The sequence below is a fragment of the Mycolicibacterium frederiksbergense genome (genome assembly GCF_012223425.1).
Classification (GTDB): Bacteria; Actinomycetota; Actinomycetes; order Mycobacteriales; family Mycobacteriaceae; genus Mycobacterium; species Mycobacterium frederiksbergense.
The window spans coordinates 172,508-197,592 of the sequence record NZ_CP038798.1 but is presented as its reverse complement, the minus strand read 5'-3'; the positions used below and the strand labels follow the sequence as shown (position 1 = coordinate 197,592).

The 25,085-nt window shown below is 65.9% G+C and carries 22 protein-coding genes; 15 read left to right on the top strand and 7 right to left on the bottom strand.

Features of this window, described 5'->3' with window-relative positions:
- Nucleotides 1–139 precede the first annotated feature (139 nt).
- The 6 genes from EXE63_RS02730 to EXE63_RS02705 form a co-directional block, all read right to left on the bottom strand.
- Nucleotides 140–742, bottom strand: coding sequence for a hypothetical protein (locus tag EXE63_RS02730; RefSeq protein ID WP_234904157.1), 603 nt, complete (start codon nt 740–742; stop codon nt 140–142).
- Between the two features lie 208 nt (nt 743–950).
- Complete coding sequence (locus EXE63_RS02725; RefSeq protein ID WP_168140676.1) at nt 951–1,835, bottom strand: hypothetical protein; 885 nt, start codon at nt 1,833–1,835, stop codon at nt 951–953.
- 341 nt (nt 1,836–2,176) lie between these two features.
- Nucleotides 2,177–2,839, bottom strand: coding sequence for a hypothetical protein (locus tag EXE63_RS02720; protein WP_168140675.1), 663 nt, complete (start codon nt 2,837–2,839; stop codon nt 2,177–2,179).
- A 16-nt stretch (nt 2,840–2,855) separates the two neighbouring features.
- Nucleotides 2,856–3,830: a ParA family protein gene (locus EXE63_RS02715; RefSeq protein ID WP_168140674.1), complete on the bottom strand. Its 975-nt coding sequence runs from the start codon at nt 3,828–3,830 to the stop codon at nt 2,856–2,858.
- 1,607 nt (nt 3,831–5,437) lie between these two features.
- Entirely contained in the window at nt 5,438–7,366 is a 1,929-nt protein-coding gene (locus EXE63_RS02710; protein WP_168140673.1) for a hypothetical protein, read from the bottom strand.
- Between the two features lie 456 nt (nt 7,367–7,822).
- A complete protein-coding gene (locus tag EXE63_RS02705) occupies nt 7,823–8,281 on the bottom strand; it encodes a hypothetical protein (RefSeq protein WP_234904156.1) in 459 nt (152 codons plus the stop codon).
- 244 nt (nt 8,282–8,525) lie between these two features.
- Here EXE63_RS02705 and EXE63_RS02700 point away from each other — a divergent pair, with 244 nt between their 5' ends.
- From EXE63_RS02700 to EXE63_RS02680, 5 genes are all read left to right on the top strand, one after another.
- Nucleotides 8,526–8,867 carry a hypothetical protein gene (locus EXE63_RS02700; RefSeq protein ID WP_168140672.1) on the top strand — a complete coding sequence of 114 codons (342 nt, stop codon included), beginning with the start codon at nt 8,526–8,528 and terminating at the stop codon, nt 8,865–8,867.
- Between the two features lie 10 nt (nt 8,868–8,877).
- Nucleotides 8,878–10,569, top strand: coding sequence for a hypothetical protein (locus tag EXE63_RS02695; protein WP_168140671.1), 1,692 nt, complete (start codon nt 8,878–8,880; stop codon nt 10,567–10,569).
- A 61-nt stretch (nt 10,570–10,630) separates the two neighbouring features.
- Entirely contained in the window at nt 10,631–10,996 is a 366-nt protein-coding gene (locus EXE63_RS02690; protein WP_168140670.1) for a hypothetical protein, read from the top strand.
- Nucleotides 10,997–11,074: 78 nt separating this feature from the next.
- A complete protein-coding gene (locus EXE63_RS32490; protein ID WP_209999718.1) occupies nt 11,075–11,362 on the top strand; it encodes a hypothetical protein in 288 nt (95 codons plus the stop codon).
- A gap of 4 nt (nt 11,363–11,366) precedes the next feature.
- Entirely contained in the window at nt 11,367–11,960 is a 594-nt protein-coding gene (locus EXE63_RS02680) for a hypothetical protein (protein ID WP_168140668.1), read from the top strand.
- Between the two features lie 914 nt (nt 11,961–12,874).
- On the opposite strand, the gene EXE63_RS02675 is transcribed toward EXE63_RS02680, so the two are convergent.
- Complete coding sequence (locus EXE63_RS02675; protein WP_168140667.1) at nt 12,875–13,141, bottom strand: hypothetical protein; 267 nt, start codon at nt 13,139–13,141, stop codon at nt 12,875–12,877.
- A gap of 433 nt (nt 13,142–13,574) precedes the next feature.
- Here EXE63_RS02675 and EXE63_RS02670 point away from each other — a divergent pair, with 433 nt between their 5' ends.
- The 10 genes from EXE63_RS02670 (at nt 13,575) to EXE63_RS02625 (ending at nt 25,072) form a co-directional block, all read left to right on the top strand.
- A complete protein-coding gene (locus EXE63_RS02670; RefSeq protein WP_168140666.1) occupies nt 13,575–14,528 on the top strand; it encodes an EspK C-terminal domain-containing protein in 954 nt (317 codons plus the stop codon).
- A gap of 131 nt (nt 14,529–14,659) precedes the next feature.
- Nucleotides 14,660–14,950, top strand: coding sequence for a hypothetical protein (locus tag EXE63_RS02665; protein WP_168140665.1), 291 nt, complete (start codon nt 14,660–14,662; stop codon nt 14,948–14,950).
- Between the two features lie 17 nt (nt 14,951–14,967).
- Nucleotides 14,968–16,272: a DUF4226 domain-containing protein gene (locus tag EXE63_RS02660; protein WP_168140664.1), complete on the top strand. Its 1,305-nt coding sequence runs from the start codon at nt 14,968–14,970 to the stop codon at nt 16,270–16,272.
- Complete coding sequence (locus EXE63_RS02655; RefSeq protein WP_168140663.1) at nt 16,269–16,535, top strand: hypothetical protein; 267 nt, start codon at nt 16,269–16,271, stop codon at nt 16,533–16,535. The genes EXE63_RS02660 and EXE63_RS02655 overlap by 4 nt, the downstream gene beginning before the upstream one ends.
- A 121-nt stretch (nt 16,536–16,656) precedes the next feature.
- Nucleotides 16,657–17,817: a transglycosylase SLT domain-containing protein gene (locus EXE63_RS32765; protein WP_234904155.1), complete on the top strand. Its 1,161-nt coding sequence runs from the start codon at nt 16,657–16,659 to the stop codon at nt 17,815–17,817.
- A gap of 70 nt (nt 17,818–17,887) precedes the next feature.
- On the top strand, nt 17,888–18,916 hold the full coding sequence (locus EXE63_RS02645; RefSeq protein ID WP_168140662.1) for a C40 family peptidase: 1,029 nt from the start codon (nt 17,888–17,890) through the stop codon (nt 18,914–18,916).
- A gap of 25 nt (nt 18,917–18,941) precedes the next feature.
- The gene (gene eccB / locus EXE63_RS02640) at nt 18,942–20,456 is read left to right on the top strand and encodes a type VII secretion protein EccB (protein WP_168140661.1); all 1,515 of its coding nucleotides are present in this window, start codon (nt 18,942–18,944) and stop codon (nt 20,454–20,456) included.
- Nucleotides 20,453–21,619 (top strand): cell division protein FtsK, encoded by a 1,167-nt coding sequence (locus EXE63_RS02635; RefSeq protein ID WP_168140660.1) that lies wholly within the window; start codon nt 20,453–20,455, stop codon nt 21,617–21,619. Before eccB ends, EXE63_RS02635 begins: the two co-directional genes overlap by 4 nt.
- The gene (eccCb, locus tag EXE63_RS02630; protein ID WP_168140659.1) at nt 21,619–24,573 is read left to right on the top strand and encodes a type VII secretion protein EccCb; all 2,955 of its coding nucleotides are present in this window, start codon (nt 21,619–21,621) and stop codon (nt 24,571–24,573) included. Before EXE63_RS02635 ends, eccCb begins: the two co-directional genes overlap by 1 nt.
- Before the next feature lie 190 nt (nt 24,574–24,763).
- Nucleotides 24,764–25,072, top strand: a complete 309-nt coding sequence (locus EXE63_RS02625) for a PE domain-containing protein (RefSeq protein WP_168140658.1) — start codon at nt 24,764–24,766, stop codon at nt 25,070–25,072.
- Nucleotides 25,073–25,085: the final 13 nt, after the last annotated feature.

The window sequence follows — 25,085 nt, the reverse complement described above, 5'->3', positions numbered from 1 at the left end:
GGCGGTTCATCGGAGGTGGTCGACGACGCGGCCTCGACTGGCCGTGTTGGGGGCAGGGGTGTGCCGCCGGGGTCGATCGTGGCGGGGTCTGTGGGTTGGTCGAAGTCCTCGAACAGTGAGAGCTGTGGCTTGGGTTCGGTTACTCCACGGGGTAGCCGTCGACCCGAAGATCCTCGTACACCAGGGGTGCCAGGTCGCTGGCCAGGGGATGCTGGGGGCCGTCCGGAACTGGCAGCTGGTCCTCCAGTAGGGCGCTGAGCAGATAGGCCGCCTTGATGCGGAACATCACCGAAAAGTTCGGGGCGGGCCACACCATCTCGGTCAGTGCCTCGACCTGCTCCCCCGGCTCGCTCCGATACCGGACGTCGTTCCACCGCAGGTTCCACGGCACCTGACTGGGCGGCAGCGGCTGATGTAGCGGCGGGTCGAAGTCCACCGTCTGCTCCGGCGGTTCCTCGATCTGGTCGTAGAGTTCCTGCCGCACGACTATCTCCCGGGCGTTCTGCAACGCGGTTTGCCGTAGCTTCACGGTCATCTGATAGTCCGGGTGCTGGCCGTGGCGCCTGGTCCATTCCTGGATCGACGAGGCTGCCAGGTCGTCGGCCATCTGTGCTGCCATCCGGTCCAGTCGGCCCGTCACCTCGCTGAGGTACCGATCCCGTTGCGGCGTCGTCCAATCCGGCGGCAGGTCCAGCCACTGGCGGTACACGTCGTTGACCGCTTGGCTCATCCATTCGGTCACTGGTGTCGTCTGTCTCCTCGAAGCTGAACAGATCTGGCTGTTCGTCGCCCTGGCGGGCCATAGTGTTCTCCCGATGCCGCTAGTCATGAGTTGGTCTCCTGATCTGCGGCATCGACCTCAATGGCCGTGCCCATGCCCGGTGTCATCGGCCGGCAGGATCGCCTGCCGAACGATGTCACCTGAATGCCCCAGTGGGGCGCCGACGCCATCATGACGGCGGGAAACTCGTGCGGTGGTGAGTCGGGGTCAAGTCCTCGATGACCAGATGCGCCTGCGCCAACGCCTGGTCGATGTCGCGAGCCTGTTGGGTGAGCGTCTCCTGCTGACGCTCGACGCGAGTCTTGAGCAGCTTGAGCCGGTCGACGATGGAATGGATGGGGACCACCGCCGGGTGTGGCTTCACCTCGATGCGCCGGTTCACGGGTCTGCCACCCTTGAGCGCAGCCAACGCCGACCCGGGCTCCCACATCAGGTGGGTGTCGATGCGTTCCAGCGTTTCGGCATTGGGTTTGTACCCACGCTGACCGAGCGTTGCCAGAGTCGTACGTCCCGGACCACCGACGGCCGCGAGGCGGCTCTTGCTCATCTGCAACTCGAGCAGCCGCTTCTCGATCCACATGCGCAGGTTGTCGTAGTCGTCGTCGGCGTCGCGGTCGACCACGGGACCCTTGCGCTTGCCAACGCTGGCCTCACGCGTCTTGGGCTCCGAGCCGTACATCGTGGCATGCGCCGAGCCCGGCAACCAGGACAGCAGTTCGTCGAGCTTGGACAGCGTGCTACGCCCCGGGACCCGGTCGTCCTTGCCCAGCAGGTTTAGCGTCGAGCGCGACACCAGGCCGAGCTTGCTCGCTTCGAGTTGGCTCATCCCCAACTCCATGAGTCGCGTATTCATGTACTTGGCCAGGCGCTTCACGTCGGGTGCCACCGTGCTGCTGGCGAGCATTTCGACGTAGTTTTCCGACAGCCCAGTCTCGGCCACCACCTCGTCGACGGAGCGGCCTTCGCTGAGCAAGGACCGCGCCATGTCGGCGGCGGCGTCCTCGTCTAACGGCGCAGCGGTGATGATGGCCCTCCTGAGTTGCCCTGTGGTCAAACCCCCAGTGTCTGGGAATCGTACATCTCACAGTATGACACTGGTAGAACAAGAGCGGCATTAGCGCAACACAGGAGTGTTTACGTCATTTAAGCAACTTTTGTGGGACGAGATACCCGCAAAACCCGCCACCTACGCCGCCAAGGCATAGGGGTGAGGTCGACGCGATTTTAGCGTTTAGGTTCGCTGTCCGGAACTCTCCGCGCACTACTCCCCCGGATGACGAAACGCTGACGGCACGGCGTCTTTCGGTTGCGTGCGGTGTCGACCGCGACCGGTGGCCCTGCGGCACCTGGGTTGCCCGCCGCGGCGACGACGACGCCAGCTACTGGGGCTCCCGCTCACCGCCGCTTCGACGGCAACAAATGATGATCGAGAATCCGCGCAACGAACTCTGAGAATGTGACCGTCCTGTTCACCACTGCCATCTTGTCTTCAATCCACGCGCGCTGCTGTGTGCTGAAGGAGATCCGCGCCTCGGTCAACGGTGTGGCGGACTTGGACCGCGACGTTGACGAGGGCATCAGCCACGAATCGCCGTCCTCGGGGACCACGAACAGTGCGGCAAGCACTTCTTCTGGTGATTTCTTCTGATCAGCAGCTTCGCGTGCGACTTGAGCAAAAGCGTCTTGAACGATCTGGGAGTAGTCCTTGATCTTGCGCGACTTGGTGATCGTCAGCTGCTTGTAGGTGTCAGCCGTGAGGTAGACCGACGATGCGGACACCCCACGCCTGTCCCCTACCCGTGTGCGGCGGGCCGGCGCCGACTTCTCGGCAGTCGCCGCCGGTGCGCTCGCACTCGCCTCAACCACGGGTGCAGACTGCTGCGCTACCTGAGCGGCATCGACCGTGGCATCGCCGTCGGCCCCCTCGGGGTCTGGTGTTGGTTCAGCGGCGGTTGCTGAGCTGCGGGCCGGAGCGGTGAGCAGACCTTGTAGTTTGCTCCCCCGCTCGGGAGGGGCGAAGGAGCCTGCCAAACCCTTGTGTTTTCCGTTCGGTGCCATGTTCTCGACGCCCCTTCTAGCCGTTCTCGCTGATCAGTTCATTGACCCGGGACAGCACCTCGGCCGCCAGGTTCTCGTAGTCCTCTGCCAGTCCCCTGCTCGTACCGGTCCCGGTGCCGACCTCGTCGCCGCTGACCTTGGCGCCCACCTTCAACGCTGCGAGACGCTTCCCCTTGGCCTCAGTGCTGGCCGATTCCAGCTCATGTGCCAGCAGCCCGTGGCGCCGGGCCTCGTACCCGCCAGAATCCGAATGCCGCACGATGGACGTGAAGATCGGAGCCACGCCGCCCAGGATCTCCTCGATGGTGGTCAGCACGCGCTCGGCGACTCGAGTGGAGCGGCTGCCCAGCCCGAACCGGACCACTCCCCCAAGGCGTAGCGCCGGATTCTCCAACTGCGCCGACCCGAACTGCCCCGCGATCGTCGACAGCCCGTCAATGCTGGCGTCATCGGCCCGTACGGGGATGACCACTGTGCCCGCCACCCGCAGGATGGCCTCCAGGGCCGTCAGGTCGATCGGTGGTGAGTCGATAAGGACCAGGTCGTAGGTGCGACCCAGGCGGAGGATTTCGCGGCGGATCGCGTCCGCCAGGCTCTCCTTGGCGTTCGAGCCGAAGTAGTTGAAGATGCGTTGCAGCTCGCCGCCCCCGGCGATCAAGTCAACGTTCGGCCGAACATTTTCATACAACGGCGGCTGCGCGCTGGCGCTCCCCAGCATGAGCGACGCAGCGTGTTGCGAGCCGTTGGCGTCGATCAGGTCGTTGATGGATTCGTACTCGGCCACTGGCAGACCGAAGTCGCGCGCCAAGTTGCCCTGAGGATCCAGCTCGACCAGGAGCACCTTGAATCCGCCCTGGCCGTAGAGGCCGGCCAAATTGGCGGTGATGCTGGTCTTGCCCACTCCCCCTTTACCGTTGGCAAGCGCGATCACCTGCCACGGCGTCGGCACCACGGGAGCCAGCGCGTGTGTCGGCGCGGTCGTTTCGGTCATCAATTCTCTGCCCTTTCAGTTGGGTGCACGCCCAACGGCGCGCGGTCTATACCGCGGGGTACCGCGCGTTGCCGGGGGCGATGAGTGGGGCGGAAAGTCACGCGCGAATATCGCTGAGCATAGCGCGACATACAGCGCGTTGTGTTACGCGACAGGTAACGCGTGAGTAACGCTTTTGTCAGCGCGGATATCTGCGCCCACCGTTTCGCCCTAAGCCGCGCGGACGTTCACGCGTCACGGCACGCACATGACCACGCGTTGCACCACGCACAGTAATGCGCGGGATGCGAGGCGTGGAGAAGGGCTCGACGTAAAGCGGGCCTTGGGGCGCAATATAGGGCGGTTATTTGGGCGTGGCCTAGCGCGGGACTCCGCGCGCACACGGCGGCGCACTACCGAGCGACGATAAAGGCGCGACCGAGGGCGGTGGCATGAGCGCCGTGAACGGCGCGAGCCTGCGCGGACCAGACGCGCAATTAAGTGCGTAATGGTGGGCGTAGTGCCACGCGCCTCGGTCTGCTCGGTGGTGTGCGCATACATGCGCGATACGCCGGGCGCAGTAACAGCGTGATGATAAGCGCCACCGAAAGCGCGACGTAATGCGGGACTGACTGCGCGATACATACGCGATAAGGAGCGCGACGCAAAGCGTTGATCAGCATCAATGTCAGTCATGTCGCTGCCCTTTCCCGTTCGCATAGCGCCGTCGCAGTGACTTCATCGCATTGACGTTTGTTCCACGTAAACCGTATCCCAGCAGAGTGGCGAGCTGCCTGATGCCGCACGGCGCGCCGCCGGGGGAGGTACGAACACGTAGGGCTCGACCTGGACTGCGATTGGCGGTGTCAGCACGACATGCATGAGGAAATGGCCCGCGTCCCGCACTGCCGCCGGGGATGCGCCTGTCCACTACCTCCGACTGAAAATGGCGTGCAGTACACGCCGAGGCAACGTGCGCGGTAGGAGCCAGTCGTGCGGCGCTTCCGCGCGGGCGGTGATAGGCCCGTCTCGTCAGGAACGAGCCATCCCAGACGTCTGAGATGGCGGCGACCGCCGGGGAGAGGTTTGTGTGTAGCGGCCCGTCATGGGCGTTGGTCTTCCTGGCACGACGGACTAGACCTCCGGTCGGGCTTGGGCTTTGACCACGTCCTGCTGCGCCCAAACTGGTAGTCCATTTGAATGGGGCGCGCTCAACCCGGCCGAGTCCGGCCTACCGCCGCATCTCGCTGCACGAAACAGCCCAGTCGTCGGAGCCGGGCATCAGGCAAGGGGGATGAGCAGGGCATTTGGGCCACCCCGACGGCAGGCCGCTCCGGGGTGTGGCGACGATTCCGGCGGCAGAATCATGGACGCCAGGGGGCGCGGGGGAGGGGGAGTGGTTGTTCCCGGTCGCACCAGCTGACCTGCGGAAACGGTCTGCCGGCGCATGGGTCGGAAACATGAATAGCGCGTTTTGGCCCCCAGCGCGTTCCACACGCTTCGACGGTGCCTCTGAGCGCCCGTACCCCTAGTCGTCGGTCGTTGGTGCGTCAGCGTGACGCACAGCCCATTTCACGTGGTGGATCGGCCCGAACCGAGAGCACGCAGTGGTCGACGGCCGCGACGCCTTACTGTGGCGCGGTGAGGATTCGGCCGCCGAGCATGGCCAGCACGCGGTCGACGGCCTCCTCGTAGTCGACGTAATCACCGTGGTCGACGGCTTCCTCCGGGGGTCCGTTGGCGTGGGTTGATGCCCAGAAGCTCTGGAGGACGTCGGGGTGTTCGTAGGGTGCAGCTCGTTCGAGGGCCTGGATCGCTTCTTCTTCGCGGGCCGCGTCGCGATCGGCCAGCCATGCGTGCCATTGGTCTCTTTCGGCCTTATACCGGGCGATCCGGTCTGCGCGTGAGCCGTGGGTGTCGTGTGCGGCGGCGACGTCGTCAAGTGTGGTCGTTCCCGTCGACACGGTGCCCCGGCCCGTCCTCGTCAGGAGTCCCACGATCTCGAGAGAGGTCACCGCGGTGTCGCCGGCACTGGCCGACACCGCGGCCGCGGCATAGAGGTCCGCGCGGCTGGTCAGTCCGTGATGGGCGACGAGTTCATAGATGCGGCGGTGATGGTGCCCGAGCACTGACCACGCGTCGTGTACTGGTTCGACGCGGACCTGGAGGGCGCGGACGTTGGGCGTGACGACTCCGGCCGAGCTGGTCAAGGCGTAGAAATCAGGTTCGATGCCGACGCCGCGACGAGTCAAGATCAGTGGCGCTCCGGGGGTGTCGCGGAGGTCCCGTAAAACGCGCCACACGGCGTCCTCGCTGAGCAGGCCGGTGCCGAGGGAAAGGTTCCTTCCACCGACTCCGACTACCCACACGCCGTTGATTTCTTGCCCTGCGCGGTGGGCGTTGCTCGCAAGGGCTTGCAGCACGGCGTGCACGGTCCAGCGGTAGCGCTTGCCCTTGAACTCGATGTCAGCCCAGTGCATCGCGCTGGCGAGCCAGGTTCTCAACGCGAGCGGACCGCGCGGTCCAGTTCCCTGGTTCCCCCCCTGTGAGTTCTTCCCCTTGTGCTGCGGGTGACGGTGTTTGAGGGCGTTTGTGCAGAGCCAGTGCAAGGCTTTGGTGAAGTCGCGGCTCAGGGCGGTGTGGGCATGGTGGTGGTAGCGCTGGTAGGCCTGGCCGAGGCCCTGGTGCCAGGGGGCGCCGGGAGCGGTTAACGCGGTGATGCTGGTGAGGCTGTGACCGCGGGCGATGGCGGCGGTGAGCACGGCCATGCGGGCTTCGGACTGGGTGTCCCATTGGCGTTGGTCGTTGCGCATCGTGCCGTACTGGGCGTACTGGGTGATGTCGGGGTGGATCGGGTCGTCACGGACCCATCGCGGCGCGAGTCGCTGGTCGTCGCCTTCACCGGTGCAGTAGTCGGACGGGGTGGTCGGCGGGGTGCCTGTGGCGGGCTGGGTGTTGGTGGGGTGGGGTTTGAGAGCGCCGAGCAGCTCGTAGAGGCGGGGCAGCAGGCTGGGTGCTGATCGGGTGGTGAATGCCTCGACGGCAGCCGAGAGGGGGCAGTCGAGTTGGCGGTAGCCGCCGCGTTTGGCGGGGGTGCCGGGCGCGCTGAGACAGCCGGAGTCGGGGTTGGTGCTGGGGGTCTTGTCCAGGGTGGGCAACCGGGCCTCGAGCAGTCGCACCAGATGGTTCACTTCCGTGAAGCTGGCGGTCGTTCCAATGGCCAGGGGACACAACAGGTGTGCGCCCGTGGGGGAGTGGTCGGTGACGATCACCCCGCCACAGCGGCTGATCCATTCCGCGGCCGTGGCCAGGTCGGCGTCCACCGCGGCACGGCCGCCACGGGAATCGTCGAAGTCCAGGGCCAGCAAGTGGGTACGGGCTTTTTTGGTGTAGAGGTAGGTGGCGGCCGGCGCCTTCGGCAAGGACTTGGTGAGCCTGGCGACCTCGCTGAACTTGCCCGTGGTGGCGTCGTAGAGGCGCACCGACCTGCGACCGGGGGCGCTCAGCAGCGGGGCCAGTGTCCGCCAGACTGTCTCTGGGTCGTCCGGAACCGGCATCGACGGACCCGGCGACGCGCTCAGCACAACGGACCCAGCGCAGACGGCTGCCACACGCCGGTGAGCGATTTCAGCAACTCACCACGCGAGCCGGTGGATGCCAATTGGGCGGCACTCAACCAGGGCGCCCACGCTGACACCCGCGATACGGAAGTGACGTGGGTAAACGTTTGGACACGATTAACGCACCACTTGGCGTCCACCACTGTTCTGTGGACGAGCAATGCGCTACCGTGAGAGCTGTCCAGCAAGACAGTCCCTTCGGGGAATCGGGTGCGGAGAACCCGAAGCCGAGTTGGCCCTCGACTTCTAACTCTCTAGACGTGGCCCCGCCGTAGGCGGGGCCTTCGTCATTTGAGCGGTTGTCCGCACACCAGCTATTCAGATGTCACATTTGCCCGGCCCAGTCGATGACAAGACGTGGTCCTCGTTTGAGGGGGAGCCGGGCGGTGTGTGTCACATCGCCAGTGGCAAGCCCTCCTTCTGAACTTCCGTATCCCGTACGAGCTGGGGATAGCCCGTGTGGTGGCAGATGATGTCGGCCAGGTACGTCGATCGTTCGACGCCGCGATGCAGGTCGTCGACATCGACGTCGATGATGTTGGCGACCGCGCGCGGCGGCCGTACCTTGACGTGAGGCCCGATGCGGCGGTCCTCTTCGCTGAGTTCCGTTGTCGCCGTGGACGTCTCGAACAGCAGCTGTTGTGGTAGATGGCGCATGAGGTCAAGGCGCCCGTAGTGGAAGCAGACGATGTCGGTCAGCACCGCGGTGCGATCGGTGCCGTGGTCGGCGGCAGCGGCGTCGACCGTCCGCTGAACGATCAGCGGCAGCCTCGCAGTCATGACGGCCCGGTCGCCGAGGGAGGGGCGACCCGCACGGCCTCTTCTACCAACTCCAGTCATGGGGCTGATCATGCACGGCCGATTTCGCGAAATTGTGCCGACACGCCGGAAACTGCGCGAGCGGTATTTCGGGAAAAGGGGGATGGGCCGATGGTGGGGACGTCGCTCAAGACTGTGGGCCTTCCTAGCGTGTAGCCGAGTAAGCACAGAGCGCGGCGTGCGAACAGATCCGGGCACGCCTTGCGCACTCACCGGGTGATGCTACAGACTAGGCAGTGAGTAAACGCAAGTGATGCAAGTTGCTTGTTGCGGACCCGTGACGAAGAAAGTGGTGCGAGGCGACATGACGGATTCGATTTCACTGGACAGCGACGCTGCGGCGCAGGCTGCTGCCGCGTGGCGCAACTACGGCGACCTGGTGGAGGCCCACGGCCGACAGCAGCACATGACCCTCGAGCAGCTGCAGGCGACGGTGGGGGACACCTACGCCCCCTTCGTGGCGGCCAAGCACGCTGAAATGCAGGAAAGGCAAGCCGCCTACCAGCGCGTGGCGGAGCACGCTCGCGGACATGCGGAGCGGCTGAGCAATACCCGAACGAATTTCAACAACGCAGACGACGAGTCCGCAGCGCGGATCAATAACGTCGTGGACGCGTAGATTCGCCCTCATGGATCTGAGGGTCGATCCCGACGGCCTACGTGCCGACGCCGGGGCGCTCGATGCCTCCGCACACCAGAGCGCTCCAGCAGGGGCATGCCAGGCCGCAGCGGGCGATTCGGTCTCTGCACACCTGGCCAGCGCGCTGACCGCGTGGGCGCAGTCGTTGCACCTGCTGCACGAGCACGCTGGACAGCAGCGAGCCGCGGGCGGGGTGGCGGTCGGCGGCACCGCGGCCGACCTCGCCGGCACCGACGACACCAACGCCGCGGCAATCGCCGGAATCATGCAGGATTCGGCGGCCGCTGCCGCTGCTGCACCGGCAGCGCCATCGGCCGGCAAGTTTCCCGAGGTCCCGGTGCCATCGCTGCCCGCGATGCCGACCATGGCAGCACCCATGCCGATGACCCCAGAGCAGGTTGCCGCGCATGTGCATTCCGGCCCTGGCCCTCAGAGCCTGCGCGATTTCGCCTCCCACATCCGCACCACCCTGGCGACGAGCGTCCAGAATGCCGCCGACCACGTGCGCACCACCGGTACGTCGGTGGCAGAGCACTGGGTCGATGGACACCACCGAGCGGCCACGAACATCGCCGGTCATGCCGAATGGCTGGAGTCGGATCTTCACCCTCAGGTCCTTGCGCTGGCCAGCGCCGCTGACGACGCTGCCACGCAGACCGAAACCTTGATCCAGAACACTCCGCACCCCCAGGAACTCTCCAATGCTCGTCAGCGCCTCAACGTCGCGCTGGCCAATTACAGGGCCAGCGGCGGGGCCAACGCCGCCCAGGTAGAGACCCTGCGAAACGACTTGACCACCAAGCGCGCTGCCGTAATGAGCGCCTTCCAGGATTTCTCCACCGCCGCGCCGCCGACCATCGGTGGGGCAGCTAAACCGCCGCAGCCCGCCCCGCCGATCGTGCACGCACCGCCCACCGTGGAAGCCAAAACGCTGAACCCGCACCCGGCCCCCGGAGCAGGTGGCGAGGACGAGGGCCCCGCCGAGGGGCGCGGGCACCGGGGCAACAGCGACAACGCAGCCGACGATCCCACCTCGGCAGAACATCCCCCCATTGGTGGCGCCACGGCTCCGACCAACCCCACCCCGGCAGGACCGCTGCCCCCTGCCGATCCGAACTCGGCGAGCATGCTCGCCAACGTGGCCGGGATGATCATGGGAGCTGGCACCGGGGCGGTCGGTCAAGTCACCCATGGCCTCGGTGGCGCGTCCCCGCTCTCCGCACTGTCCAGCTTGTCCTCGTTGCCCGGCATGGGCGGCGGGATGCCGCAGCTAGGCAACCCCGAAATGCCCGACAGCGGCGGCGGCTCGGGCTCACCGTCGGATGACTTGGGCGACGACTTCGGCAGCGGCGGCACCACCCCCGCGGGCGGTGGCGGCGACGGCGGGGGAGGAGGCGCACCGATGTCGAGCTCCAGCCCGGCCGTCGGGCCGCCCGTCGGCTCCGGCCTGTCCGTTGGTTCCCCCGCGACCGGAACATCTACCGGCGCCGCGCCGACCGGCGTCGGCGGAATGGGCATGATGCCGCCCATGATGGGCGGCATGGGCGGCAAGAACGACGAAGGCCGCAAACCTGAGGAGCGGCGCCGCATTGTCGAGCGACCTACGCCCAACGCCGAACCGGTCTTCGGCGAGATGCGCCGCGAGACGCGACGACGGCGCGACCCAGACAAGAAGAACTGAGCCGACAATCAAGGGGAAGCGTTGCACCGCAACGCATATCGCAGTTAAGGGAGAGAAGACGATGGCCACGCGAGCTGAGAAGTCCTCAGAGATGATCGACAAGTTGCTGGATGCTGTCTACCGCTGGGAAGACAAGGTGGCGGCGTTCACTGCGACCGGTGACCCCGACGATGACATCGTCTTGACCCACGACGGCAGAGGCCGACTCATCGGCTGCGACATCCGCACGGGCCTGCAAGAAGAACTCACCGTCGGTGAGCTCGAAGACGCGATGAACGACGCCATCGCCAAGAATGCCGAACGCACCTACGCAGCAATTCAGGCGATGGCCGCCGAATTCCGCGAGGAATTCGCCCACATCCCCGAGGAGTTCGCCAAGCATCCGGTAGCCACAGAGTTCGCCGCGGCGCTGCGCGGCGTGGGCTAACCGACCTGAAAATTGGCGCTCGGAGCGTCGGCGCTGGCAGTTACCATTTTTCTAGAGCAACGAAAGGGGCGAAGCTAGATGGCTGCGATCCATAATGACGTCCCCGACCTGGCGTCGACCACGGGCGGGTGGTTTTCTGCTGCCCCCACACAGCCCGCCGTGCACCCCATCTGTGCAGCCGGTGCTGATCCGATGTCGGTGGCGCTGAGTGCAGCAGTCACCGACTGGCCTGCAGCCCATGAAGCAATGACCGCCAAAAGAGCCACTGACGTCAGCGGAGTGGCCACTGCCAACGGCGGGACCTCGGCAATCATGACCAGCAGCGACGAAACCAACGCCACGCACATCGCGGGAATCGAGGTCTAACACCATGACCGACCAATTCACCTACCCGCCTCCCGCAGCTGCCTACCCGGTCGGCCCTGGCGCCATGCCCCCCGCACCGCCTAACCCGCAGATGCCGCCGTTCTACCCCGCGCCAGCTCCACGGAAGCGCAAGGGTGGCCTGATCGCGGCAATCATCGGCGGTGCCGTCGCTGTCGCGCTCACCGCCGGTGTAGTCGGCGGCCTCATCGGCAACCACATGGCAGGCACCACCACGGCCTCGCCACCACCTGCTGCCACACCGCCGGCACCCACGACCGCGCAGGTGAGCGCAGCCACGATCGACCTCTGCACCCGCTTCGCCGCCGGATACCGAGCCATGCCGTCACCACAAAACACCGGCTTTGACGTAATCCCAACGGCGAACTTTATTGCGGACGCAATTCGCGATAACCCCAGTGCCGACGGCTCCATTCGTGACGCCGTGACCCAAAGCCTGAACCTGCTGCGTGAGCACGCCGCATCCGCAAGTGGCGAGGCGACTCGAGGAGCAATCCAGCCTCCAACCAGCTGGACTGCAGCCGCAGCCAACGATGCGGATCAAAAGGTTTGGGATCTGTGCAGGGCGTACGGGAGCTGACTGGTGGATTCAGGGGCCGGGGGCGCTAGCGAAGGAGCGGCGGCGGCAGCGGCAGCAGGCACGCATATCGGACGCCAGCTCTATACCAGCGGCGTCAGCGCTGCGACGAAAGCCGCGTCAGTCGCTAAACAGGCAGGCTCTGAGCTCGGGAGCGGAGAGTTCGGTCAAGCTCTGAAGCAGGCCTGGCGACCAGCGGAAACGCTACGCACGTCGTTCGAGGACATCCATCAGTTTCACCAAGACTTCGCCCAAACCCTCGGCGACGCCGTCGACACTTCTTACGATCACTACCGCCCGCGATTCGCCGGAGCACTGACCGGCGAGGCCGGCGACGCTCTGTTGGCAGCGCACGACTCCACCGTCAAGACATGGAGTGATCACCAGGACAAGCACAGTGCGGCAGCCACCGCAGCCGCACAAGCACTAGGCCATATCAAGGGGTTGCAAGGGCGCATCGACAACCTCGCAGAAGCCGGTGAGGAAGAATTCAACACCGCCATCCGAAACCGCGATCCTCTTGCCGCAGCGGACGTGTGGACGCGCTACAACGGACTAGCTGAAACATCCACCTCGGAAGCCATCGCCAAAGCAACAGGTTCCATTCAAGCCGCGAGCTTCGACATCCCGCTCGATCTCCCAAAGACTCCAGCGGGTAAGGACGGGCAGCAGACGGAATCGGGGAAAGACGGCAAAGACCCCGGTGCCGGAGACCACAAGGACGGTGAAAAGGACGGCAGCGCCGCTCCCGATGGGTCGCAAACTGGCACCAAGCCCGCCACTTCGGACCCGACCAAACCTCCCAGCGCAACGCCTGATGCAGCGCAGGGCGACATCAAACAGCCAGCTGCACCGCAAGCCGATGGGGCGCAAACGCCGGTGGGCCAGGGCACACCCTCGATGCTCAGCCAGTTGCCTCAGGCGATGGGCGGTGCCGCTGGTGGTGGCCAGAGTGGTGGCGGTAGCGGTGGCGGTGGTGGCGGTTCGGGGATGTCGGGCCTGGGTTCGGCTTTGAAGCCGTCGTCGAGCATGGGGTCGGCGTCGTCGTCGAGCATGGGGTCGGGGTCGTCGTCGATGCCGACTTCTCCTGCGTCCTCGATGCCATCGGCGCCGTCTTCATCGTCCGCGGCCTCTCCGATGACGAATCCGGGATCGAGTTTCCAGTCAGGCCTGGCGTCGGGCATGAGTGCTACTGGTGGGTCGGGGATGGGTTCTCCGCTGTCTCAGCAGTCAGTGTCGCAGCAGGGACTGGCCCCTCATCAGGTCGCCGGTGCCGCTCCGGCATTTGGGAGTGGCCCGGCCGGGGCGCCGTTGTCGGCGCCAGGGGGCGATGCGGGTGTCGGGGGTTCCCCTGGCGGCTCGTCAGCTGGTGGAGCGAGCACCCCGCCGGGAGGCGGCACGTCGATGATGCCTCCCGGAGCGATGGGCGGCGCTGCACCGATGGCTCCCTACAGTGCACCGGGGGCAGGCGCGGGCGGCTCTCCCGGTGGCGGCGCCGGGACCGCTCCTGCGACGTCGTCTACGCAGTCCTCGAGTGCAGGGACTGGGGCAGGCGCGCCAGCTCCCATGGTGGCTGGAGGGGCCGGTTCGACGGTGTCGGCGCCAGGAATCGCCGCGATGACCAGTGAAGTGAACCCTGACCTGCTGTTGGCTCAGCGGGTGCTGGGTGGGTTGGTTCGTGGATGTGAGGATTGGCCGGCGCCGATCGCGTGGGCTGTCGGAGTGGTCAAGACTTCGATGGGTTCGCAAGTGGTGATTGCCAGCAGCCTCGGCGGTGGTGCGTATGTGCCTTCAACTGTCTTCCTGCCTGCGACTGCGCGTTTGGCAGTGGCGGATCCAGCCTTGCCGTTCGGGATGGCCCAGCGGTGGATGGGCTGCCAGAAGCCGTCGAAGATTCTGGCTGACCACTTCGAGCAATTCAGCAGAAGGGTTGCAGGAGCATCGCTTTCGGCCATGGTCACCACAGAGTTGTGGCCGCAGGAGCCAGCCGGGGTGTCGGACTTCCTGGGTGTGCAGCATCGGCAGGCTCTTGGCATGGCGAGCGTTGCACCGACGCTGGACGGCGCCCATCAGCATCGGTTGACCGTTCTCGATCCGGTTCTGGCGCACCGCGTTTCGGCAATCTGCCGGGGCCGAGACGTGTCTTTGTACGCGGCGGCACAGCTGACTGCGGCCGTTGTCCAAGCGGCGGCGCAGCCGGATGCGACCGGCCACAAGCTGGTGACCGACGACGAGATCAACATTCTGCAGTCGGTGCAGCGCGGGAGCGCAGACGCCGTGTCGTGGAAGCTCTATGACGAGTTGGCCGACCGACGCGACGATGGCGCCCTGGTCTCGCCGGACTCGCACGCTCCGATCGATCACGATGGTTCGGAACTGACTGAGGCGCTGACGCTTTGGTACCGGCACTACTACTGCGCGGGCCGGGTTGTCGAGATGGTCCGCGCGTGGAAGGCAAGCCCGCCGTCGTTGGCCGACATCGCCTATTGCGGTGTTCAGGCGGGCTTTGGGGCCGTGGTGACCTCGATGGTCAGCGCTATTGAGCAACAGGTTAGCGCCATGCCTGCTTGAGCTGTTCTGTCGCCTTCGCCGTGCGGTGTGGGCGCGCCATCAACACGCATTGCATCATCACTGTTCACGATTGCTTATGTGTGTGTAGACTGCGTGATATTGGTTCGTTTGAGCGCTCGAAAGGGGCAGCGGTGGAAGACCTTGCTGAGGACGAAGCGGCAGTCCCGGATGTTCGCGTGGTCGCCTCGGCGGTGTCCGCCAAGCGCAGCTTGGCTGTGGAGGTGGGCGACAACGGGTGCGTCGTGGGAGTTCGTTTGCTCTCTGATGTGGTCCGGCGCTGGGATGCCTACACCTTGGGTGACCGGGTGGTCGCGGTCGCCGATGTAGCCCATGACCGCTACTTGTCGAACCAGCCCAACATTGACGGCCACTATCCGGACCCCAAGGACGTGGCCGCCGCCGAACTCAAGCTGAATTTCTAAGAAGGGACGTCACCGCAATGTCTACTGACGACTGGGACCCGATCGGCACCGCTATCGGCTCAGTGCTGGGCGGTGCGATTGCCGCCCCGCTGACGCCCTTCTTGGGGCCGCTGGCTCCGGTGATCGGCGGCGTCATTGGCGGCAACGCGTTCGGGCATGGGGATGCACCCCAGGCGCCCCCACCAGCGCCGCCCGCGGTGCCTGCCCCTGGTGGACCGCCGCCGCCGCCTCCTGCACCGAAGCCGCTGCCACCGCCGCCTCCGGGTCAGGTGCCCGGGTCGGGCGAAGCCGCGGACAAGGGGGATGCCGATGCCGGCACGGTGGCCGATGTGATCGCGCAGCTGCATGAATTGGACCAGAGCGCGGCGGCGACGATCGATGCGATTCATGCGGCGGGAACAGCGGGTCAGCAGCAGCTGGACAATATCGGCAAGGACGTCGACGCCAAGATCACCGAGCTCGGGCCGCGTCTGGACACTCCTGCTGGTCAGCAGGAGCTGCGGGATTTCTTGAAGGAAAAGCTCAGCGCGGCCAAGAAGGTGCTCGATCAGCAGATTGCTGACGCCGATGCCAAGGCTCGCCATACGCGGGAGTTGACCGAAAAGTACGGCAGTGTCGGCGGGGGCGGTGAGGGCTCGACGCAGCCTGCCGGCAACGGCGGTGAGGGCAGCGGTGGTGGTGGTGAGTCCGGTGGGGGAGGCGGCGGCACCAGCGCGGCCGACCAGGGCACCGCCCCCGCCGCCGCGCCTGCTGCGGCCCCACCAGCGGCGGGGACGTCTCCGTTCGGTCAGGGCATGATGCCGGGGGCGGGCATGATGCCCGCCGGCATGGGCATGCCGCCGATGCCGTCCCTCGGCGGTGGCGGAATGCCCGGCCTGGGCGGTGGTGATCCGCTGAGCGCGTTGAGCGGCCTGGCTGGCGGCCAAGGCGGCGGGCGTGACGCCGGATTCCGCGACGATCAAGACTCCGGTGACGAGTCGAAGTCCGAGTCGAATGAGCCGAAGTTCCATGATGAGACCACCTCGGGCGGGGAGACGGACAAGCCCGGCTCCGGCTCCGAGGGTGCGCAAACCACTCCTGCCTCGGCGGACACCCCTGCTACCACCGCGGCGGGCGACGCGGCGGGCAATCACACCCCCACCGATCCGGCGGCGGCCCAGCCGCCCGCGAGCACGCATGTCGCGCTGCCTGACGGCGCCTCAGTCGAAGCGCGCACCGTGCAGGGTGCCACCGCCGTCAAGGCCGCAGTCGGCGGGGCAACGGTGGCCGATGCGTGGCACCAGGCGGGGGTGAACGTACCCCTCCAGGAACGCCGGTCATGAATCCGATTCCCCCCACCAAGTTGCAGGCCGGCGACGTAGGTGTGTGGCAGGACCACCTGGTGATGGCTCTGGGCAGCGGCAAGGTGTTGGTGTCCGGACAGGTTCAGCCGTTGTCGAGCGTGGGGTCGAGCCCGGACTTCCTGGGATGGATGGATCCCAGTGCGCAGGCCGCCAAGGCGGCTGAGCCTGCCCCGGTGGCCGCGCCGGTCCCTCCGGCCGCGCCGGTCCCGCCGGTCACGCCGCCTGCTCCGTCGTCGTCGTAGGTGCTGCGTAGAGAGCGTGGGTGAGATCCGTGGAGGGCAGGTGTGAGATGACCTGGCGTGATGACGCGTGCCGTCGGATCAGGTTGTCGACCAACGTCTTTCGCGCTCGTGGGTGGCTTCGATGAGTGTTGAGGGGTTTGTGCGGGCTGCGGGTGCGGCGATGGGCATGGCTCGGGAGAGCTTCGGCACGGGTGGCGGGCTGGCGTTGGCGCCACCTCCGGAACTTCCCACCGTCCCGGACCGTACCGGTGACGGCTCCGGTAGGGCCGCCGACGGATTCGCCGACGAGTCCGGCGTGGTCGTCAATCATCTTGAGGCCCTGGCCGAACACGACGCAGCAGGCAAGGGCGACCTCGAAGCGGCGGTGGCCTCAGCGGGCGCGTCGCGCGGGCGCATGGATGCCGTGATCGCCGCCGCGGTGGCCGACGTGCAGTCAAAAGGGTTGGCAGTCAACACCCCAGCTGGTCAGCAGGCCCTGGTCTTGGCGATCAAACGTCACCTCGAAGACACCAAGTCCACCCTCGATCAGGGCGGCAACGACGCCTCGACGCACGCCGCGGCCGCCGACACCACCGCGGCGGGCTACCAGAGCATTGGTCGACCGCCAGGCGGGGCCGCAACGATGATGCCGATGATGCCGCAGATGCCGCAGATGCCGATGGGCGGCGGCGGCATGGGCGGCGGAATGCCCATGGGCGCAATGCTCGGCCCGCTGGGTGGACTGACGAACCTTCTCGGCCAACAGGTCTCACCTAGCACCGGGTCCGTCGTGGGCTCCGAAAGCGGAGTTGGTGCCAGCGCGGGGGCGGGTGTGGAGAACCGCACGGATGCCGCTGCGATCCCCGTTGGGCAGGTCAATCTGGCCAAGCAGGGCTTCCCCGGCGGCCCGGAGGCTTACCGCCAGTACCTTGGCAAGGCCCTCGACACGATGGGTGTCACTGACCCCACCGCACGCGCCAACTGGACGCGTGGGTTGATGACGGGGTTGGCGCGCGAGTCCGGGTTTCACCCGGATGCGGTGAACCTCAGCGACTCCAACGCCCATGGAGCTCGGATGGCCGACGGTGCTCCGGCCGGGGCGTCACGGGGTGGGTTGCAGACGATTCCGGCGACGTTCGCGTCCAACCACCAGCCCGGTACGTCGCGCAATATCTACGACCCGGTCGCCAACATCACTGCCGCGATGAACTATCTGATGCGCCGCTACCACGTGGCGCGCGACGGATCGAACTTGTCGGTGGTGGGGCAATTCAATCCGCGCCACGCCCCGGGTGGTTACTGATGCCGGTCACAACGCCGTGGAGGGGGCTTCGATGAGTGTTGAGGGGTTTGTGCGGGCTGCGGGTGCGGCGATGGGCATGGCTCGGGAGAGCTTCGGCACGGGTGGCGGGCTGGCGTTGGCGCCACCTCCGGAACTTCCCACCGTCCCGGACCGTACCGGTGACGGCTCCGGTAGGGCCGCCGACGGATTCGCCGACGAGTCCGGCGTGGTCGTCAATCATCTTGAGGCCCTGGCCGAACACGACGCAGCAGGCAAGGGCGACCTCGAAGCGGCGGTGGCCTCAGCGGGCGCGTCGCGCGGGCGCATGGATGCCGTGATCGCCGCCGCGGTGGCCGACGTGCAGTCAAAAGGGTTGGCAGTCAACACCCCAGCTGGTCAGCAGGCCCTGGTCTTGGCGATCAAACGTCACCTCGAAGACACCAAGTCCACCCTCGATCAGGGCGGCAACGACGCCTCGACGCACGCCGCGGCCGCCGACACCACCGCGGCGGGCTACCAGAGCATTGGTCGACCGCCAGGCGGGGCCGCAACGATGATGCCGATGATGCCGCAGATGCCGCAGATGCCGATGGGCGGCGGCGGCATGGGCGGCGGAATGCCCATGGGCGCAATGCCGATGGCTCCCCTGGGGATGCTGAGCAACCTTCTCGGCGGTGGCGGCGGTGGAGCAGGCCAAGCCCAGCAGGGCATCGGAGCGCACGCGGGCAGTGCCGCCGGGTCGGATATTGCTGGTACTGGCGGGCCGCAGGGTGATCGGATCGTGAAGTCAGCGTTGTCGCAGCTGGGGGTCCCGTACGCCTGGGGTGGTACCACGCCGGGCAAGGGATTGGATTGTTCCGGCCTGGTGCAATACGCCTATTCGCAGGCGGGGATCAAGATTCCGCGTACCACCTACGACATGACCGATTGGGGCGTGCGCGTGCGCCCAGAAGATGCCAGGCCTGGTGACATCTTGTTGTGCAACAGGCGCGACGGCGAGTGGCAGCACGTGCAGCTGGTGATGAACGATCACCAAACGATTGAAGCCCCGAGCCGGGGACAGAACGTGCGGATCGGCAAGTGGCCCTCTGGTGGGTTCGAGATCAGACGCGCGGCATAGACAATAGTTCGGAGGGGTTCGGGAGATGGCACGACGTGGCGGTTTGAATTACGCATCGCTGGAGCAGGTTTCAGCGTGGCGTTTTCTGCGGCATCGTATTTCGGTAGGGATCGGTCGACGCAACGTGCGGCTGGTGCACGATCCGTCGAAGAACTCGGCGGCGGCTCTGATGGTGGGGCTCGTGGCCGCGGTAGCCATCGTGGGGATCTGCGCCATCGTGGCCTTCATCAAGCCGATCGGACAGATCGGAAAGTCCGAGTTCGTCGAAGCACGCGGCGGCGGCGGCTTTTACGTCCAAGTCGGCGGTGTGATGCACCCGGTGCTGAACAAGGCCTCGGCCCGGCTGATCACCGGTCAGGCGGCCGATCCGACGCTGGTACCCATGAGCGAAATTCTCAAGGCGCCGGTGGGCCCGACGCTCGGCATTCAAGGCGCACCAAATGATCTGACGGTGCGCACGCCCGGGGACACCGGGTGGGCGCTGTGCGATCGTCTGGGTTCGCAGGGATCTCAGGTGGTGCCGAAGGTGACCGTGATCGACGGTTTGGCCGATCTCGGCGACTGGGCACACACGATTGATTCCCCGCAGGTGGCGCTGATGACCTACGGCGGCGCAACCTTCCTGGTCACTGACGGGCACCGCTCGGAGATCGACCTTGCAGACAAGCCGGTGACCCTGGCACTGGGGTTGCCCGTCGGTGACCTGCATCCGGCGGCGATGTCACGGGCACTGTACGAGGCGTTGACACCCACGGCGCCGGTGCGGGTACCGGCGATTCCCACTCCCGGTGGACCGGTCAGCTACAGCACCGCTGACCTGCCGCTGGTGTCGGGCAGCGTGATGCGCGTGTCTGACGTGACCGGCGATCCGCAGTTCTTCGTCGCGCTACCTGCTGGGGTGCAGCGCGTCCCGAAGACGGTGGCCACCATGATCATCAACGCCGCGGTGGTGCCAGGGGCACAGGTCATGCAGGCCAAGTCGACGGCCTTGACGGGGATGCCCCAAGCGGTGGGTTTCGACACCTCGGTCTATCCGACGGGTCTGGTGCAGTTGCTGGACAAGGCTGCTGAGCCGGTGACGTGCGTGATGTGGCGCAAGACCAACGGTGAGCCGCAGGCCCAGGTGAGCACGATCTCGGGACGGCGCTTGCCGATCCCGGTGGGTGATGAGAACCGCGTGGTGCCCTTCGTCAGTTCCGGGGACAACACGGCCGATGGGGTCTACGTCGACCCGGAGTCCGCCAACTTCGTTCAGGTGACCGGCGTCCAGCCGGATTCGGTGCGCGGGGAAAGCCTGTGGTTCATCGGGAACGACGGCGCGCGCTTTGGCGTACCGACCGGTGGCGGAAACGATCAGAGCCGGGAGTCGCTGGGACTCAAGGCCGCCTCACCCACCCCGGCGCCGTGGGCGGTGATCAAGTGGCTTCCGGCGGGACCCGCGCTGACCAAGGACGCGGCCATGGCCCAGCACGGCAGCAGCTTTGCGCCCGATCCCAATGCCGCCGCGTTGCAGGCACCCACGAAAGGACCGGGCCAGTGAGCCGCATCGGGTTCATCCGCCAACAAGTTGGCAAACCCTCTGTCCAAGAAGACGCGATCGAACTGCCCGATCCGTGCGAGATCAGCCGTCCGACGCCGACCAAGCCGCCGATGTGGGTGTGGATTCTGATCTTCGTCGGAGCGGCGGTGGGCCTGATGGTGATGCTGTATCTCTCTGGCGCCCGCCAACTTTCGACTGGCTCGTTCTTCCTGTTGCCGGTGATGCTGATCTCGCTGATGGGAATTGTCCGGGGCCGAATGGGTGGCAGCGGAAAGAAGGACCATGGCGCCGCCATCAATCAGGACCGCGCCGACAATTTGAGGACCCTCGACGAGCAGCGGCTCAAGATTCACGCCGCCGGCCGCGCGCAGGCGACCGAGATTTGCTACCACCATCCAGACCCCACCAATGGTTCCTTGGCGACGCTGATCGGCACCGGACGCATGTGGGAGCGCACCCCCAATGAGCGCAATTTTGGTCATGTCCGTCTCGGGTTGGGGGTGACCCGACTCAAGACGAAACTGGTACCGCCGACAAAGGTTCCGCCCCCGGAGTTTCGGGAGACTGTGACCACGGTCGCCGTGCGGGATCTGCTCGTCGCCCAAAACGTGGTGCACGATGTGCCCCGCCCGCTGCACCTGTTCGATCAGATGGGGTGGGCATACTTCGCCGAGCCGCAGATGCGGTCCACCGTCCAAGGTTTGTTGCGCTCGATGATTTGTCAACTGTGCGTGTTCCATGGCCCTGACGACGTCAAGCTCGCCATCATTTCCGACGACGAAGAGTCGTGGGAGTGGGCGAAGTGGCTGCCGCATACCGGCGATGGCGAGTTCGTCGACGCCTGTGGCCCGGTGCGGCTCATGTTCCCCGACGTGCCGTCCTTCATGGAGCGCTTCGGTGAATCGCTGTCCCAACGGGGTCCGTTCCAGCCTCGGCAGGACGGCGTTGCGACGCCGGACAGCTACCTGGTCGTTGTCGTCGACCTGCCCGAGGCGGACTGCTCACCGATCCTCGGTGTACAAGGGCGACTGGGGGTTTCGGTCTTGGAAGCCACCGGCAACGAACAAAGCGTGCTGGCCAACGGCACCACGGCGTTCTTCGTGGCCGCCGACGAGAACGGCACGATCAATCTACTCAAGGCCGCTGGTCAGGAGGTTCACTGATGGTTGTAGTCACCCGGTCGATGCCCACGGGTCTGCGGTTCGCCGCCCAACCCGACATCATGCCGATCTACGAGGCCGAAGCGCTGGCGCGGGCGCTGGCGGGGTTCACCCCCACCGACGAGGCCGAATCGCTACTGGCCAAGAACGCTGAGGAGGCCCGCGCCGGGCAGGACTTCACCGACGCGCTGGGGATCTACGATCTGCGGACCTGGAATCCGACGCTGAACTGGAACAGTCTCTCTCCGGCCAATCGGCTACGTGCGCCGATCGGCAAGGCCGTCGATGGCCGTCTGGTGTATCTGGACATGAAGGAGGGCGCCGAGGACGGAGTTGGGCCGCACGGGTCGATGGTGGGGCAGACCGGTTCGGGCAAGTCGGAGCACCTGATCTCCACCGTGCTTGCTCTGTGCGCGACACATTCTCCTGAGCAGCTTCGTATCCTGTTGGGAGACTTCAAGGGCGAGTCAGCCTTCGGGCCTCTGGAGTTCTTGCCGCACTGCGACGGGATCATCTCGAACCTGTCGAAATCTCAGCACAAGCTTGACCGCTTCAAGCTGGTGCTCCGCGGTGAGTTGCAGCGTCGCCAGGAGCTGCTCAGGCGCACGGGGTTCGCCAATGTCCGGTCCTATGAGAAAGCCAGGACCTCGGGGCGCACCGATCTGGAACCGATTCCCGCCCTGCTGCTGGTTCTCGACGAATTCTCCCAAATGCTCGAGTTGGTGCCAGAGATGGCCAAGGTGATGGACGAGGTCGCCCGCTTGGGCCGGTCACTGTGGATTCACATCCTCAACGCCAGCCAGCGCATGGAGGTGGGCAAGATGGCCGGCATGATCGCCCAGCAAACGTTTGCCATCGGCCTCAAGGTCAAGGATGCCGGCGAATCCCGCGCGGCGATCGGCTCTACTCGAGCATGGGAAGAATTGAAGAACGCCCCGCAAGGCTCGGCGTTCCTCGTCGTCGATGGTGATCACACGCGCTATCGCAGCTTCTATGCCAGTGGGCAGTTCATCGCCCCGAAAATGAATGCCACAGAACGCGATCGCACCGAAGGGCATTACCTGCCGGTCACCAAATTCAGTAGCGTGCTGGCGCCCCTGCCCGACACCGTGGTCAACGAAAGCGACCTGGAGCACGAGGAAGCGGTGCTCGCGCTCGACACCACACCCGAACCCGACGCACCCGCCGTGGCTGAACTGATGGTCGAGCGAATGACTGAGGCGGCCAGAACCGTGCCGCGCGGTCACCGCATGTGGCGGCCCGCGCTCGACGACACCACCGCGCTGACACTCGACGTCATCTTGGGCGAATACTGGAATCGTCCGTGGGACGAGTTCACCGAGGACTCTGGCTTGGTCGCCCCGTACGGCCGTGAAGACGATCCGTTCGAGCATTCCCAAGACGTCGTGGCGCTCTCGCTCATCGACACCAACGGCGGCGTGGCGGGAGCCCCGCAGGCCGGTAAGTCGACCGCGCTGCGCACGGTGATCATGTCTCTGGCAGCCGCCAACTCGCCTCAGCGGGTCCAGTTCTACGGCATCGACTTTGGCGGCCTCAAGCTGCAAAGCGTGGCCGGGCTGCCGCACGTGTGCGGCATCGCGGGCACCGGTGACGAGGAGAAGATTCAGCGGGTGGTCTCCGAGGTCGAGCGGATCCTGCGCAACCGCAAGCGCGACTGGACGCGGTGGGTTGACCCGGCTGACGGTCAGCAATCGGGGATGGATCTGTCGCGCTTCCGCGACAACAAGTTCGGCCCCACTCGGCGACCGGTGCCCGAGGACGGCCACGGCGACGTGTTCCTCGTCGTCGACAACATCACGGCGATCAAAACCGAACTGCTTGCCATCCACGACCGGATCAACGCGCTGGCCGACGGAGCCCTGAACTTCGGCGTGCACGTCCTTATTAGCAACGACAGCTGGATGGGCATGAAGGCCGAATCGAAGTTGGGTTCCAAAGTCGAGCTGCGCCTGGCCAACAACAACGATTCGCTGATGGACCGCGCGGTGGCTAAGACCGTTCCCGACGACCAGAAGGGGCGTGGGGTGGTCAAGCCGGGTAAGCACATGCTCGTCGCGGTGCCCTATGTGTCTAAGGTCGCGCACGTCGGCGGTGAGGTGGCTGCCACTGAGGCGACGGCGTCACTGATCGCCCAGAAGTGGGCTCAACGGGGATTCGGTCCTGCGCCACAGCTGCAGCAGCTGCCCGCCGAGGTGGCCTTCACCGACCTCGCGCCGCTGCCTGCCACCGCGCCGCGGCATGCGCTGCGGATCGGTATCGGTGAGCGCGACATGTCCACGGCCTGGCTGGATTTGGAGCTCTACCCGCACGCGTTCTGCACCGGTACCACCAAGGCCGGGCGCAGCGTGTTCCTACGGACGGTGTGCGCGGCCATCATGGAGACCTACACCCCGGATCAGGCCCAGGTGATGATGTTCGACCCCGACTTCTCGATCGGTGACGCCCTGGCCGACGAGTACCGCACGGTGTGGGAGACCGATCACACCAAGATCGGAACTGCGGCGACCCAGATCGCGCAGTTGCTAGAGCAACGTCGCCCTCCGGAAGGTCTGGATCCTCGCCAGCTCAGGAACTGGAAGCCTGTGCGCCCCAAGTGGTTCATCCTGGTCGACGACTTGACGGCGTTGAGTCCCAATGGGCCCACCACCACGGTGCTGCAGCCGCTGATGCCGGCGGTGGAGGCGGCACGCAACCTCGACGTGCACGTGATCGCGTCGGTGACCAGCGAAGGCTGGTACGCCCGCGGCGGATCGAACAAGCTCATCCAGGCGATGCAGCGCGGCGGTACGTCGGTGTTGGTGCTCGACGGTGACAGGAAGGAAGTCATCATCGACCAGGTCCGCCCGGCGGCGCGCATCCCGGGCCGCGGTGAACTGTATCTCCGCAAAGCAGGAGGTCAGCTCATTCAGGTTGCCCTCCCGCCGGCGGTGGACTGATGCCCGGAAATTGGTGTCGTCGGCTACGTCAATACGGCCGTATCGTGGAGGTAGCAAACGGCGGTGTCCGCCTACTGCTGTTGAAAACTGCATGATTCGTGAACAAGCAGACGTTTACGTGTTCCGTTATCTGCTTCGTCGTGTATAGACTGTCGGCAAAGCAGTCCCACCTGAAAGTGAGGAGTTTCCTATGGACCCTTTCATCATGATCGAGCCCGCAGCGGTCACTGGGTCGTCGGGCGCGGCCGCGGGCCTGGCCGGTGAAGCCGCAGCGCACGGTGGCCAGGCCGCCGCCTCGGCGGCCGTGGTCCCCCCGGGCCTGGAGGAGATCAGCGCGGCCAACGCCGCGAAGATCATGACGCTGGCGACGGAGGCCTCAGCGGTCATCCAAGCCGGTGCCGCGTTCCATGCCGAGCACGGCGTCGCGATGGGCGCTTCAGCGGTCATCACAGACCTCGCCGATGCGATGAACTACACCGCCATCGGCGGAATCCTCTAACCGACCGCTGATT